The organism is Fodinicola feengrottensis (assembly GCF_010993775.1).
Lineage (GTDB): Bacteria > Actinomycetota > Actinomycetes > Mycobacteriales > HKI-0501 > Fodinicola > Fodinicola feengrottensis.
The window spans coordinates 1-13,480 of the sequence record NZ_WOTO01000026.1; the positions used below are offsets into that span (position 1 = coordinate 1).

At 64.9% G+C, this 13,480-nt stretch carries 17 protein-coding genes and 5 pseudogenes; 11 read left to right on the forward strand and 11 right to left on the reverse strand.

Translation table 11 applies throughout. The annotated features are described in order from the left end of the window. Positions 1–210: 210 nt before the first annotated feature. The 6 genes and pseudogenes from GNX96_RS23180 to GNX96_RS23200 all read left to right on the forward strand — a co-directional run bounded on the left by GNX96_RS23180 (position 211) and on the right by GNX96_RS23200 (position 2,762). Positions 211–378, forward strand: a complete 168-nt coding sequence (locus GNX96_RS23180; RefSeq protein WP_163569685.1) for a hypothetical protein — start codon at positions 211–213, stop codon at positions 376–378. Further along, entirely contained in the window at positions 375–887 is a 513-nt protein-coding gene (locus tag GNX96_RS54445) for a tetratricopeptide repeat protein (RefSeq protein ID WP_279581233.1), read from the forward strand. The genes GNX96_RS23180 and GNX96_RS54445 overlap by 4 nt, the downstream gene beginning before the upstream one ends. Continuing rightward, positions 884–1,159, forward strand: a complete 276-nt coding sequence (locus tag GNX96_RS54450) for a hypothetical protein (RefSeq protein WP_279581234.1) — start codon at positions 884–886, stop codon at positions 1,157–1,159. Before GNX96_RS54445 ends, GNX96_RS54450 begins: the two co-directional genes overlap by 4 nt. Before the next feature lie 251 nt (positions 1,160–1,410). Further along, positions 1,411–1,548, forward strand: a complete 138-nt coding sequence (locus tag GNX96_RS23190; protein WP_163569337.1) for a hypothetical protein — start codon at positions 1,411–1,413, stop codon at positions 1,546–1,548. Positions 1,549–1,565: 17 nt separating this feature from the next. Next, positions 1,566–1,766: a GntR family transcriptional regulator gene (locus tag GNX96_RS23195; RefSeq protein WP_163569687.1), complete on the forward strand. Its 201-nt coding sequence runs from the start codon at positions 1,566–1,568 to the stop codon at positions 1,764–1,766. Between the two features lie 2 nt (positions 1,767–1,768). Then, positions 1,769–2,762, forward strand: a pseudogene (locus GNX96_RS23200) (1-aminocyclopropane-1-carboxylate deaminase). Between the two features lie 56 nt (positions 2,763–2,818). On the opposite strand, the gene GNX96_RS23205 reads toward GNX96_RS23200, so the two are convergent. The 8 genes and pseudogenes from GNX96_RS23205 to GNX96_RS23220 form a co-directional block, all read right to left on the reverse strand. Then, entirely contained in the window at positions 2,819–3,673 is an 855-nt protein-coding gene (locus GNX96_RS23205; protein WP_163569688.1) for a chitosanase, read from the reverse strand. Positions 3,674–4,055: 382 nt separating this feature from the next. Next, the gene (locus GNX96_RS23210; RefSeq protein ID WP_163569689.1) at positions 4,056–4,766 is read right to left on the reverse strand and encodes a copper homeostasis protein CutC; all 711 of its coding nucleotides are present in this window, start codon (positions 4,764–4,766) and stop codon (positions 4,056–4,058) included. Beyond that, on the reverse strand, positions 4,763–5,041 hold the full coding sequence (locus tag GNX96_RS54455; RefSeq protein WP_279581235.1) for an MlrC C-terminal domain-containing protein: 279 nt from the start codon (positions 5,039–5,041) through the stop codon (positions 4,763–4,765). Before GNX96_RS54455 ends, GNX96_RS23210 begins: the two co-directional genes overlap by 4 nt. Then, entirely contained in the window at positions 4,972–5,481 is a 510-nt protein-coding gene (locus GNX96_RS54460; RefSeq protein WP_279581236.1) for an MlrC C-terminal domain-containing protein, read from the reverse strand. Before GNX96_RS54460 ends, GNX96_RS54455 begins: the two co-directional genes overlap by 70 nt. Continuing rightward, positions 5,478–5,750, reverse strand: coding sequence for a M81 family metallopeptidase (locus tag GNX96_RS61380; RefSeq protein ID WP_313885765.1), 273 nt, complete (start codon positions 5,748–5,750; stop codon positions 5,478–5,480). Before GNX96_RS61380 ends, GNX96_RS54460 begins: the two co-directional genes overlap by 4 nt. Then, positions 5,651–6,040 (reverse strand): annotated as a pseudogene (locus GNX96_RS61385) (M81 family metallopeptidase); the annotation flags it as partial. The gene GNX96_RS61380 and the pseudogene GNX96_RS61385, both read right to left, overlap by 100 nt. Continuing rightward, positions 6,018–6,227 (reverse strand): annotated as a pseudogene (locus tag GNX96_RS61390) (M81 family metallopeptidase); the annotation flags it as partial. The pseudogenes GNX96_RS61390 and GNX96_RS61385, both read right to left, overlap by 23 nt. Then, positions 6,224–7,324: an ROK family protein gene (locus GNX96_RS23220; protein WP_279581237.1), complete on the reverse strand. Its 1,101-nt coding sequence runs from the start codon at positions 7,322–7,324 to the stop codon at positions 6,224–6,226. The gene GNX96_RS23220 and the pseudogene GNX96_RS61390, both read right to left, overlap by 4 nt. Positions 7,325–7,563: 239 nt before the next feature. Here GNX96_RS23220 and GNX96_RS23225 point away from each other — a divergent pair, with 239 nt between their 5' ends. Then, positions 7,564–7,881 (forward strand): hypothetical protein, encoded by a 318-nt coding sequence (locus tag GNX96_RS23225; RefSeq protein WP_163569691.1) that lies wholly within the window; start codon positions 7,564–7,566, stop codon positions 7,879–7,881. Positions 7,882–7,988: 107 nt separating this feature from the next. Here GNX96_RS23225 and GNX96_RS23230 read toward each other — a convergent pair whose 3' ends face one another. Together GNX96_RS23230 and merB are read right to left on the reverse strand one after the other, a co-directional pair. Then, positions 7,989–9,068: a cytochrome P450 gene (locus GNX96_RS23230; RefSeq protein ID WP_390624118.1), complete on the reverse strand. Its 1,080-nt coding sequence runs from the start codon at positions 9,066–9,068 to the stop codon at positions 7,989–7,991. 57 nt (positions 9,069–9,125) lie between these two features. Beyond that, entirely contained in the window at positions 9,126–9,791 is a 666-nt protein-coding gene (gene merB / locus GNX96_RS23235) for an organomercurial lyase (RefSeq protein WP_163569692.1), read from the reverse strand. A gap of 227 nt (positions 9,792–10,018) precedes the next feature. Between merB and GNX96_RS23240 the strand changes: the two genes are divergently transcribed. Both GNX96_RS23240 and GNX96_RS23245 read left to right on the forward strand, forming a co-directional pair. Next, the gene (locus GNX96_RS23240) at positions 10,019–10,204 is read left to right on the forward strand and encodes a hypothetical protein (protein WP_163569693.1); all 186 of its coding nucleotides are present in this window, start codon (positions 10,019–10,021) and stop codon (positions 10,202–10,204) included. Then, complete coding sequence (locus GNX96_RS23245; RefSeq protein ID WP_163569694.1) at positions 10,198–10,491, forward strand: DUF222 domain-containing protein; 294 nt, start codon at positions 10,198–10,200, stop codon at positions 10,489–10,491. Before GNX96_RS23240 ends, GNX96_RS23245 begins: the two co-directional genes overlap by 7 nt. 197 nt (positions 10,492–10,688) lie before the next feature. Here GNX96_RS23245 and GNX96_RS23250 read toward each other — a convergent pair. Beyond that, positions 10,689–11,922 (reverse strand): annotated as a pseudogene (locus tag GNX96_RS23250) (IS256 family transposase). Between the two features lie 190 nt (positions 11,923–12,112). On the opposite strand from GNX96_RS23250, the gene GNX96_RS23255 reads away from it, so the two are divergent. Next, entirely contained in the window at positions 12,113–12,439 is a 327-nt protein-coding gene (locus tag GNX96_RS23255; protein ID WP_163569695.1) for a hypothetical protein, read from the forward strand. A 659-nt stretch (positions 12,440–13,098) separates the two neighbouring features. Beyond that, positions 13,099–13,347, forward strand: a pseudogene (locus tag GNX96_RS64605) (Gfo/Idh/MocA family oxidoreductase); the annotation flags it as partial. Between the last annotated feature and the right edge of the window lie 133 nt (positions 13,348–13,480).

The following is a 13,480-nucleotide window of genomic DNA, read 5'->3' on the forward strand; positions in this document are numbered from 1 at the left end:
AGCAGGCCATCGCGAACAAGGAGCGACCGCGTTCGCTACCTGACGGAGCGGATCTCCAGGACCTGCGCGCCCAGAACCGAGCAGCATCGCAACAAGAGTCGACCGCGTATCGCACCTGACGGAGCGGGCCCACGGGCTGATTAGCGAGATCAGCGCCGCAGCCCACTTCGACCTGCGATTTTCTACGCACTTCGGCAGGCCCGCGACCAAATGACCTCGCCCCGGCAGGCGGACACCCTCTTGTGGGAAGGCGAGCAGGCGATCTCCGCCGGTGACTACCGCGCCTTGCCCGGGGTCAACGAGCGGCTCCGGCGGTTGCTGCCGACCGAGGTCGCCGACCAGGTGATGAGCTCCGGCCGACTGAAGGACAAGCAGTGACCAGCGATCTCGCCACGGTTCTCGTCGTCGACCGCGCACGTACGGCCGCGTACGCCGGCGACCTCGACGAAGCCGAGCGCATCCTCGCGACGCTGGCCCCGGACGCGACCGACGAGGCGCTCGACCTGCGCGCCCGCGTGTACGCACAGCGTGGCGACTTCGCCGAAGCGGACGCGTGGTGGGCGCGCATCCCGGAGTCGCCCGGCGCGGTAGCCGGACGGCCACTGATCGCCGCCATCAAGGCCGCCGCCGCCGTACCCGCCGCCCGCTCTGGCAACCGGGCAGGATCGCCGGCGTCGCCGCGGTCACGGTCGCGGCGCTGGCCACCGGCGTCGTCGTGTGGGTGCACTCCGAGCCCCCACCGCCAGCCGATCCAGCCGTGGCGGCGGCCCAGGTCGCCGAGCAGCGAGCGCGCGCCTTGGAGCAGCAAGCGGCGGCCGCTCAGGCGCGACAAGCCGTCACCGCCAGCAGCCGGGCCAAGGCCCTCGACCAGCTCGCCACCGCCATGACCGTCCCCGGCGTGCACGTACGCCGACAGGCCGACTCGGTCGAGGTGCTCTTCGACGCTGGGGTCTTCTCGTACGACGACAACCTGACCACCGGCGGCGCGATCATGCTCGACCGATCGGCACCCGGCTGCGCGGCCAAACCGCGTCGATCACCGTCGTCGGGCACGCCCTCGCGGTCCTCGGTGGCCCGCAGTCCGGCGGCTCAGTGGTCGCGCTGGCCCGCGCCCTGGTCGCCGCTCGCCAACTCGCGCACGCGAGCGGCCGTCCGCTGACCGGTTTCGCGCTGTCCAGCGGCGACCAAACCGCCAACCCCTTCCCCCACCCAGCCGCCAACCGTACGGTCACCCTGCTCATGACGCCCTAGTGGTACGCGCGGCGCCGGGACCTAGGTATGTCTAGAGGCGAGTTAGGTGCTCTCTAGGTAGGCCTTGAACAGCGAAGATACACATCCGCTCCCGATGCCGCAGCGCCCCGCGCGGACCAGGATTGGAGTCATCAAGGAACACCAACCAAGGAGATCGAGATGTTTCTGCACCCGGAGATGCTGTCCGCCCTCGCCACCGAACGCCAGCACGAGCTGGTCGCCGAGAACGACCGCCGGCACCTGCTCACCGCGGCCCGTCGGATCCGCCGCGCGAACCGCGCCCACCGCTCGCACTGACATGTAACATTTCAGTTGTGCCAACACTCCCACGGGTCGGGCGAACCCTGCTCAGGGAGACCGCGTACGAGGCGATCCGGGACGCGATAGTACGGGCGGACGTCCCGCCGGGCAATGCCCTGCGGGACGGTGATCTCGCCGAGCAGCTGGGACTATCCAGAGCGCCGGTGCGGGCGGCGCTGGCGTTGGAAACCCTCGCCACCGGATCCGGGAGCTGACCTTGTCGATCGACCGCTTTCCGCGCTATCAGCTGCTTTTCGGCCCCTCCCCGCTGCACCCGCTGAACCGCCTCAGCAAGCATCTCGGCGGCGCGGCAGTCTGGGCCAAGCGAGAGGACTGCAACTCCGGGATCGCGTACGGCGGCAACAAAACCCGCAAGCTGGAGTATTTGGTCGCGGACGCGGTGCGACAAGGCCGCGACACGCTGGTCTCCATTGGTGGGGTGCAGTCGAACCACCCGCCAGGTCGCCGCGGTCGCCGCCCACGCCGGGCTGAAATGTGTGCTGATACAGGAAAGTTGGGTCGACTGGCCGGACCCGGCCTACGACAAGGTCGGCAACATCCTGATCAGCCGGCTCGCTGGCGCCGACATTCGGCTCGTACGCGCCGGCTTCGACATCGGGTTCAAGCAGAGCTGGGAAAACGCGCTGGCGGAGATTGTGGAGTCCGGCGGCCGGCCGTACCCGATCCCGGCCGGCGCCTCCGATCACCCGCTCGGTGGCCTCGGTTTCGCCCGTTGGGCGTACGAACTGGCCGAGCAGGAGGCGGCGCTGGGCGTTTTCTTCGACACCATCGTCGTCTGCTCCGTGACCGGCAGCACCCAGGCCGGCATGCTCGCCGGTTTCGCCGCCCTGCACGACCACCGCCGGGTGATTGGCATCGACGCCTCCGCCAAACCAATGCAGACCCGCGACCAGATCACCCGGATCGCCCACCAGACCGCGAAACTCATCGGCGCGGCCGACGTCCCGCCGGTGGAACTCGACGAGCGATACCACGCCGGCACCTACGGCATCCCGGATGAGTCCACTGTGGACGCGATGCGGGTGGCCGCCCGCACCGAGGGCATGGTCACCGATCCGGTCTATGAGGGAAAATCGATGGCCGGGCTGATCGACCTGGTGTCCCGCAACGAAATCGAGCCCACGTCCACCGTGCTCTACGTCCATCTCGGCGGGCAGCCGGCGCTCAATGCCTACAGCACCATTCTTTAGACAACAGCGATAACCCGGAAGCCCCCGAGGCATCCGGGTTACTCGCGTGGTGGCGGTCAGCTGATGTGGTATGGGTCGCCGTAAACCTTCCAGTCCAACGGCGTGTGCAGATCGAGGTTGCCCTCGTTGAGGAACTTGGTCTGCTCGGTGTCGACTCGGGAGGTGTCGGAGTGCGCTTCCTCTTCCTTCATCACGGCTTTGCGAACGGCGAGAAACGCTTTCAGGTAGGTCGTTTCGTTGCCACCCTGGGACGGCGGCTTCGCCTTCTTGATCGCGGCCGTACGGATCCCGCCGAAACTGTCGTGGTCAGTTCCGGGGCCGTGCATGACAATCGCGTCGTAATAGATGAACTGTCCCAGCGCGCCAAGCCCGTCGGACTTGGCCTGGCTCACCGCCGGGTTGAAATACACCCGGTCGCGTTCACCGTTCTGCTCGTTCTGGAACGCGGTCAGTTTGGCTGCCGCTTTCCACGCGTTGACAAACGCGGTGCCCAGGCCTGAGTGCGAGTCGGTGCCGTTGACCTTGCGTAGCGCCGGAAGATACTTCGCCAACGGGTTGTCCGGCACGTCGTTGGTGTATTTCTCCACCAGTTCCAGCATATCGCCGGTGCCAGAGCAGAAGCCGATGATGCCAGCGGTGTAACCGCGGCCGTCGCCGATGTCCTCGATGTACGAGTACTGCGACTTCCAGTCCAGCGTGGAGTTCTCCGCGCTGGAGACAAGCTCCATCGCAATCTCCTTCTTGGCCGGGGAGTCGAGGTCGCCACCCGAGGCGGCCGGCACCGCTTGTTCGGCCTGCGCGGGCAGGGCCAGGGTGGCTTGGGCCGGCGAGCCGGCCAGCATCAGGCAGCCGGCCATCAAGGCCGGAATTGCCACGGTGCCGATGATCTTGGTGCGGGGTCCAGCGGGCATGGCGGAGCTCCTTTGGCGGACCGGATGGAAAGAATGTAGCCAAAAGCCGTTTCGCTGCGAGCAAGATAAACCACAAATAACTCGCGGTCCAGACTTTTCTTCAAAAGACGTCCGGATCACGACAAGTCACTGTTATTCCGGACGCTATGTGTGCACCGGGGCATTTTCCCCAGCTGGCCGCTATGTTCGAAAGCTGGCACCAAAATTCGCATCCCTGAACCGACCAGCGCCGACTGTCGACTTAAGACAGACGCAGTGCTGGATATGGAAATAATAGCTAGGGGTTTACAAATTGCCCGCCAAACGGAAATAGCTGAGTAGGGATAATAATAGCTAGGGGTTTACAAATCGTTGAGGTCGACCGATTCAGATCAGACAGGGCCTATGCGCGCACGGCCGCCACGAGCGCGGACGCTTGGGCCGCATCAAACGCTACGATCGCACCGAAATCGACGACCGACGTGCCGCGAGATGGCAGCTGTGTCCGCGGCGCGGCATGCAGGTCACGCACACCGGTGGCTCGTACGATCGCACCGGCGTTCGCGGCACGCACTCCCCCGCAGGCCATGACGGCTACCCGGCCGGCGGCAACCCGCACCATCCCAGCGAGCACAGCGATTCCATCCTCCGCACGAACCGCCTGCCCCGAGCTCAGCACCCGGTTGATTCCCAGCTCGGCCACATTTTCCACTGCTGCCAACGGATCCCGGCACACGTCAATGGCCCTGTGCAAAGTAACACTGCTGCGGCCGCCCGCCGCCGCGACCAACTCCGCCAGCACCGGAAGATCAAGATCTCCAGTCGCCGTGAGTGCCCCGACGACCACGCCGGCCGCGCCGGCGGACACCGCGTGTGCGACATCCTTGACCAGCGTTTCGACTTCTTCGGGAGCATAACGAAAATCGCCGTCGCGCGGTCGTACGAGCATATGCACCTGCGCTGTCGTACGGTCCAACACAGCGGCCAACAGGCCAGGTCCAGGTGTCAGTCCGCCGAGGGCGGCGGCCGAGCACAGCTCAATCCGGTCCACGCCCAGGCGGTCGGCCGCGACCGCGCCCTCGAGCGTGTCCACGCTCAGCTCGAGCCTGATCATGCCAGCAGTTCCGGCGAAAGGTCCGGGTCCGCCATGTCCGGGTCGAAGGGAAACATCGGTCGATCGATCCGGTGATGACCGAGCCGGAGCAGATCCTGGTCAACGCCGCCGGGCGTCAGCGCGAGCAGCCAGTCGGCGGCCATGTCGTAGAGTTCCGGCTCCAGATAGCCGATTTTCACGATCACCAGGTCCGCCTTGCGCGGATTCAGCCCCAGGACAGTGAAATCCGCCTCCAGGTGGTACGGCTTGCGGCGGGAGGTCGCGATGATGTGCAACCCGCCCCCACCACCAGCACCACAGCCGTACCAGCCACCGGATCGCCGAGATCCACCGCATCCACCTTGGCGCGCAGTGCCACTGGCCCGCACGGTCCGGCGTCGACATGTCCACCGAGTTCCACCCAGACATCGGCGCCGACACCGGCCGCGACGGCCGCCGCCACCGCGACCGGGTCCACGATCGCGGCATAAAGTGTCGTACGTTCCGAGTCCACGATTTCCGGACTATGTAAGAGTTCGCTCAGCGTCCATGACGTGTCACCGGCCCCGCCGGCGGTCGGGTTGTCGCCGCAATCGCTGATGTAAAACGGCCGGGCCGGGCTCGCGACGGCCTGTCGTACGCATTCGGCAAGGGTGCCTGTTGGTGCCACGAAAGCGAAATCCGAGCGGGCATCCCAATACGCGCGGGCCAGCTCGGCGGCTTTCGCGGTGATCACCGCACGATTGTCGCCGTCACCACCACCGCGGCCTGGCAGCGCGGCTCGTCCGCCCACGCATAGCCGACCCAGATCGCGGCATCCAGGACACCGTCGGTCGCCTCCACCTCGTCGACTTTGGCGTAGACACTCCTGGCCGGCTCCAGCCGAGTGCTGTTTTTTTCTCGCCCGGCAACAGAACGGGGACCTGCACCCACGCTTTCCCGGGCCGGCCACCGGATCGCAGCCTGCGAACAAGGTTCCGGATCGCCCGCTCGCGGGTGTCCCACGCATCGGTGTGCGGAGCCTTGCGATAGCAGGTGATCAGGTCCAGCGCGATCGCGAGCCGGCGGGAAACGTTGCCGTGCAAGTCCATCGAGGCCGACACCAGCAGTTCCGGGCCGGTGATCGCCCGGATACCCTCGATCAGGTCGGCCTCCGCGTCGGTCCGCCCGAGCACGCTCATCGCGCCGTGAATGTCGAAAAACAGACCGTCCAACGGCCTGGCCTGCCGGAGCCGGACGAAAATCTCGTCGGACAGCTCCGCGTACGTACGCCTGCGCGGTGACCGGACCTCCAGGCAGCGACACCGCGTGCATCAACGGCACCCACTCGATGCCTTCGACCAATTCACCGGCCAGAAAATCGTACCTGGCCAACAAATCCCGACCGCGGGTGATCCGAAAGTCGGCCACAGTGGACCGGTGTGGGGAGAACGTGCTCGACTCGATCGCGATTCCGGCGATCCCGATGCGCAGGGATGTCACGGCGCTGCCCTTCCTCCGGACCGCCCGGCCTCGGCGGCTTGCTCCAACGCTGCTTCCAGGGCCAGCACCCCGGCGCCGACCAGGCCCGCGTCCGGGCCGCCGCGAACCCGGTCAATGCGCAACGCGCTAGTTGCCAGCGGAAGGCATCTTTCGTAGAGAGCGCCCCGAACAGCCGCCACGAACGCCTCCGATCCGGACAACACGCCGCCCAGCAACACCGCGTCCGGGTTGGCGAAATTGACCACCGTCGCCAGCACCTCGCCGACCAACAGGCCGGCTTGGCGTACGGCCGTGGTCACCGTCGGCTCGGCGTCCTCAGCAGCCGCCATCACCGCGGCCGTGTCCGCCAGGTCGAACCCGCGAGCACGCAGCCCGGCCACCAGCGCGGCACCGCTGGCCACCGTCTCCAGACAGCCGCGATTGCCGCAGCTGCAAGGATTGTCGGCGCCGGCTGACATCCGTACGTGACCGATGTCGCCGGCGACCCCAGCACGGCCGCGATGCAGCCGGCCCTCTATCACCAGACCCGAGCCAATGCCCGTACCAGCCTTGACCACCACCAGCGTCTGGCCCGGCGGTTGCCCGCGAGACTCACCCAAGGCCATCAGGTTCGCGTCGTTGTCGACGGTCACCGGCACCTCGAGGTGCGCGGAAAGCGCGGCCCGCGCCCGAAATCCGCGCCAACGCGGCATTCGGGACGCCCACGTCACCGCGCCAGCGCTCACATCGACCGGCCCGGGGAGCCCGACCGCGACTCCCAACCATCGGCCCGGGCACTGAGTTTCGTTGGCGAGAAAGCGGATCTGCGCGGCCAGATCGGCCATCACCGTCTCCGGATCGCCGTTGATGTCCAATGGCGACTCCCGCACCCGCAGGAGAGTGCCGGCCAGGTCAATCGCGCCGATGCGGACATGCCGCGAACCAACATCCGCCGTCCAGACATGCCCGAACTCCGCGTTGACCCGGAGCAGCCGCGGCCGCCGGCCGCCCTGCGAACGCCCTTGGCCGGACTCGGACATCATCCCGGCCGCCATCAGCGCGTGAATGCGTACCGAGACGGTCGACTGCGGCAGGTCAAGCAGCCTAGCCAGGTCCATTCGAGACCCGGCCTGGCCGCTCGCGACCAACCAAAGCAGTCGCAGCGCGGCTGCGTCTAGCATCGTGGCCGGCCCATTATATCAATCATGATGCAAGTTTGCCCTCTTGGCTTGCGACTCTTCTGGTGATTCAATCGCAGCCATCGTCGATACGTCTACAAGATGCGCAAATTACGAGCAAGATCTTCTGACGTTCGGGGGGCGAAAGACTTTAATCAACATTGTTGGAAGTGGGACAGATGAGCCGTCACAGGCGTCGCCAGGCGCTCACGGCACTGGTTCTGGCTCTCAGCCTGGCGGTAACCGGCTGCGCTGGCGGGCAGCGGCAGCACGGCGGTGAAACCCTCCCCCAGGCATCGGCCCCCACTCCGGTACGGGCCAGTGGTGCGGCCATTCTGGATACGGCGGCCGGCGTGATTGACCAGCACGGCCGGGTCATGGCGGCCAGCGACTCGTTCACCAACTGGGCGTCGGCGGCTGGCTCCTGGTCGACGGCCACGTTCTGGGGGCAGCCAGACAGTAGCGGTCGGGGCAGCGAGCCTCGCTCGAAACGCTGATCCCTACCCCAACATGACAGGAAGCGAATCCACCCCATAGACAAACGAGAACGGGTTAAAAGCAACTTCCTCGAAAGCAACTCCAAGCCGCAAGCCGGGGAAACGCCTCAAGAGAGAGCCGGATAGGCGATCCGCATCTCCAACCGAGCCAGCGGTGCGCCAAGGCAGTGATGCACTCCATGGCCAAATGCCAGATGCCCCGGACTGCGCCGGTCGATATCGAACTTATCAAGGTCAGCACCAAAATCACTGTCACGGTTGGCGGACAACAGGGACCCGATGACAACCTCGCCGGCTCGGATCGGTACACCGGCCAGGGTGGTGTCGGCAACAGCAAACCGAGGGAATACCGCGTAGACCACCGAGAGGTAACGCAACAACTGCTCGATCGCCGGTTCAACGGCCGCATCGTCATCTCGTACGCGGGCAAGCTGATCTGGGTTGCGAAGCAACAGAAGCGTGCCAAGGCCAAGCATTTTGGCGGTGGTTTCGTGGCCGGCGATCAAAAGCAGGTCGCCCACGCCGATCAGCTCCGCGTCGGTGACATCATCGCCGTGTTCACGCACCATCATGCCGAGCAAGTCATCGGTCGGTTCGCGCCGGCGGCGTGCGACGAGGTCAGCCATGAACTCCCGGGATTCGTTGCCCAGAACGGTTCTTTCTTCGAGAGTAATGGAAAGATTCGTCCGGGCCTTACTGCGGCGCTGGAAGTCGGCCCGGTCGTCGGCTGGCACACCCAACAGCTCGCCAATGACCAGTGAGGGCACCGGCAGCGCGAAATGCTCCACCAGATCAGCTGGCGATCCAGCCTGCTCCAATGCGTCCAGCTGCTCGCCGACGATCTTTTCCACCATTGGCCGGAGAAGTTCCATTCGGCGGCCGGTGAAAGCTCCGGTCAGCATGCGGCGCAGCCGAGTGTGCTCGGGCGGGTCATATCCCAGCAGCATCCCGGCCGAGTCGGGGCCGTCGGCTTGTGGTGCGTCGCCCAGGAAAGTGGGCATCACATTGCTGAATCGACTCGGATCGCTCAGCACTTCCCGCACGCCGGCATAGCTCGTAACCAGCCAAGCCTCGGCGCCCATCGGCAACTGAACCCGGGAGACTGGCTGTTCGTCGGTCCGCAAGACGGCCAGCTCAGGAACAGGGTCGAAGTGGTTTCGGTTCATATAGACCGGTGGTTGCGTCATGTCTCGATGATCCCCGCCGGCCAGCAGTTTGTACGGTAAAAGAATCCAAACCTGCCCTTAAAGACCCCAGAATGGGCCGCGAAGGCCAACCGAGGCAAAATACTCGGCCGCCAGCAAAGGCTCACGCCGAACGTAGCCGCGATCGAGCCTACCGGCGTACCAGCCGCGAGCGAGCCGCCACAGCGTCGACAGGTCCATCTCGTAGCCACTCTCATTGCCGGTGCTGCGAAGCCACTCATTCACGCAGCCAGAGTCGCAGAAAATCCGCTGGTTGTGACAACTGTGGACGACGTCCTCCCAGATCTGCTTGGTAGGAACGAGAAAGTGCGCAACCTGGGAGCCCGCCGGCGGCCCCTCCCTGCTGACCTGCCACGCGTGCGCGGTGCCACATTGCGGACATTGGGTGGCGACCAGGACCTCGGGCTCGTCCGGGACCAAATGCGCGATCGCGAAGGAATCCCAGGCACAGCCGCCCCACCAGAGAGTTTTCCTTCCCATCACGGAGAATCCCAGCGGGATGGTGGCGAACGGGTGGGCCATCACAATCTGCCCGCGGCGCAGCACGATGTCCCGGTTCGCGGCCAGGCGGGCGAGCGCCGACTCGACTTCGGTGGGATCAAGACCCGTTTCCGCCGCGAGTTTCGCGGTGCTCGGAGCCAGTCCGGATCGACTCAGCTCGCCGTAGATGACGAGCCGTACGTCCTCGACACGCTTTTCGTCCACTCCCTCAGCATACCGTTCACCTAAGTAGTCGATTTCGTAAGTTCGTCGGGAGATCAGGCCGCTCGGGGTCTGTGCCGGATATTTTTGTTCGTGTTGATCGATCCTGGTCCGCAGGTCGTTGGAATCGTCGTGGGTGAATGCTACCCCCAACAAAATTCGGTCATTCGAACAGGTGTACGATGTTCGGTATGGGTTGGGCGGTGCGGTGGTCTCATGGTCGGTCGGCGGTGCCGGCTGATCTGGGGGATGACGCGCTGGTCACCGATGTGGTGGAGTGTGAGCGGATGCGGGCGATGATTGATGCCCGTCAGGTGGCGTCTTTTGCTGAGTTGGCGCGTCGCTGTGTGGTTGCCGGGCCTTCGTTGGTGAACGAGTCCACGGTCGCGACGCGTGAGCGGGTGGTGAAGTGGTAGGTGACCGTACGCCTGGGCAGCTGCGTAAAGCGATCCAGCGGGCGATGATCGCGGTCGATCCGCAGGCCGCTCAGGATCGTCATGAGGAGGCGAAGCGACAGCGGCGGGTGCAGTCGTCGCCGGCGGATGATTCGATGGCGTGGATGCGGGCTTATTTGACCGCTGATGAGTTGGCGTCGATCATGTCGATCCTGGACGCGTACGCACATTCCTGCCCTGACGATGACCGCGATCCGCGGTCGATCGCGCGCGGCGCGTTGCTGGATTTTTGCTGGCAGCTTGGGTGATGTCCCGGTTCCGCAACGCCCGGAGAATGCCGATGCCGAGAATCAGTCCGACGACGACGCGACAGGCACAGTCCAGGAAACCAGTGTGGTCACTGATGAGCAGACCTCGATGGGACGAGCCGCTGTGGAGCGGACGGCTGGAGCCTGTCACGATTTCTGTGTAAGCCGGAGGTGATTGGCTTACTTGTCTTATTATATCAGAATGTTAGGCGGCCGGGGAATAGTTGGGTGAGGGTGTTGAGTGCTATTTTCCAGCCCCAGGTGCCTGTTCCTGAGGCTCCGCCGCGTTGGGTGGAGATGTTGCGTAGTCCGAGGTAGATGAGTTTCATGGCTGCGTCTTTGTCGGGGAAGTGTCCGCGTTTTTTGGTGATTTTGCGGAGTTGGAAGTTGATGGATTCGATTTGGTTGGTGGTGTAGACAATTTTCCGGAGTTCTGCGGGGTAGTCCAGGAAGGGGGTGAAGTCGTTCCAGGCGTTGTTCCACACGTCGACGGCTCCGGGGTATTGTTTGCCGTGGGTCTTGGCGAACGCGTCGCGGGCGAGCTCGGCGGCCTCCAGGGTGGGCGCGGTATAGATCTCGCGCATCGACGCGGCCAGTGGTTTGCGGTCCTTGTAGGACACGAACCGCATGGCGTTGCGGATGACGTGCACGACGCAGGTTTGCACTACGGTGTCAGGGAAGATTGAGCGGATCGCGTCCGGGAGCCCGGTCAGCCCGTCGCAGCACGCGATGAGGATGTCCCGCACGCCGCGGTTGCGCAAGTCCGTCAGGACCTTGGCCCAGAACTTGGCTCCCTCGGTGTCCTGGATCCAGCATCCGAGGGAGTGTTTGCGGCCGTCCACGTCCACTCCGATGGCCAGGTACGCGACCTTGGTGGTGACCACGCCGTTGTCCTTGATTCGGACCCGGATCCCGTCGATGTAGAGGATCGGGTAGACCTCGTCCAGCGGCCGTGACTGCCACAGCTTGATCTCGTCGACGACCACGTCGGTGATGTTCGAGATCAACTCCCGGGACGCGTTTTACTCCATATATTTCAAGTAAATGCGCCTCGATGTCACGAGTTGTCATTCCTCGCGAGTACAAAGACAGGATCATGTCATCGATATTCCCCAAACGACGGGCACGTTTGGGTACGATCGTGGGCTCGAACGTCCCGTTCCGGTCCCGCGGCACCTCGATCTGGACCGGGCCGCTGAGCGTGGACACGGTCTTGCGGGTTAGCCCGTTCCGGGAGTTGCCGGACCCGCGTCCCTCCGGCGCGCCGTGCTCATAGCCCAGGTGGTCGCTCATCTCGACCTGCAACGTCCGATCCAGCACCGCCTTGGTCATCTGGTTCAGCAGACCGTTCGCCCCGTCTACCGGCGTCCCAGTGGCCTTCGCGTCCGCTAGTAGAGCATCGATCGTCGCGGTCGAGAGCGCCCCCGTCAGCCGCGCAGCCGCCGTCTCATCATCACGACGAGACGAAATGTTCCGAGTCATACGGTGTCCCTTCCGACCAACCAACAGGCCAGTCGATTGGTACACCTCCGGCTTACACACTTGGCATGACACGCCCCAATTCCCCGACGATGACACCGACAACAGCGGAGTCGCTCAGCCCGCAGCAGACGACACCGGTGTGCGCGCCGACGACTGCGGGTACGAGTCGTCCACTTCCTCAACAGCGGCAGCGCGTTCTGATGGCACCGGCCACGCCCGTTCACGCAAGCCGCGCGTTGACCTGCGAGTCGTCGTCGGAGCAGGCACACTGCTCGGCCTAGACGACAAACCCGCCTTCCTCGCCGGGTACGGCGCGATCCCGGCCAGCATGGCCCGCCGCCTGGCCAAAGACTCCACCTGGCGCGACTACTCACCGACCCCAGCTCCACCAAGCTCATGGAAGCCGGTCGAGCACGTTATCGACCATCGATGGCATTGCAGGAATTCATCGAAGCCCGAGACGTGACGTGTCGTTGGCCTGGGTGTCGCTGTGCTGCCCAGCGTTGCGACAAGGACCACTCCATCCCGTTTCCGGAGGGTGCACCTGCAAGGAAAATCTCCTCTGCCTGTGCCGTTTCCACCACCGGCTCAAAACACACTCCGACTGGAAAGTCAGACTCGACCCAGACGGCACCTACACCGTCCTGAGCCCCACCGGACGCGTCTACGTCACCGAGCCACCACCACCCGGAGAAGACGTCTGCCCACCCACCAAAAACGGACGACGCGGACCGATCTACCTGAACGACAAGGACGAACCACGCATCAAGCCGCCCCCACCCGAAAAACCAACAACATGGCCAACCGAACCACCGTTTTAGCGCTCAGTTAGCTGTCCCGCTATTGGTCAAGGCGGAGATTGTTTGCGATGCCAGTGATGCACGCCTGCCACATCACGTTGACCAACTCTGTCCGGCGGCTGCGAGGAACAGCCTGAAGCGGTCATCGAAGCACTCACCACGTTCCTCGACTGAGTCGGCGAGCGGCGGTAGGTTTGGCCAAAACCAAGATCACCGCAACGGATGGGCCCGCACGTGCCCCTGTCGATAGGACTGATCGGCTCCGGTTTCATCGCCCGGTCACACGCCGCCGCCTGGCAGCAGCTCGGAACCACACTTTTCCTCTATTCCACGACCCCCGCCGGCCGCCACAGCGCTCGCCGGCCAGTACGGCGGCACAGTCGTCGACGAGCTCGACATGCTGCTCGGCCAGGTGGACGCCGTGGACATCTGTACGCCCACCGACACGCACGCGGACATCGCCGTCCGGGCGGCCGCGGCGGGTCGGCACGTGATCTGTGAGAAGCCGCTGGAGCGTACGCACGCGCAAGGACAGCGCATCATCGACGCGTGCGCGGAGGCCGGCGTCCACCTGTTCGTCGCGCACGTGGTGCGGTATTTCGGCGAGTACGCGACGGCCCAGGCGGCCGTCGCGGGCGGTGAGATCGGGTCTCCAGCGGTATTGCGCCTGACCAGGTCCGGCGCCCGCCCGGAGTGGGCCACTTGGC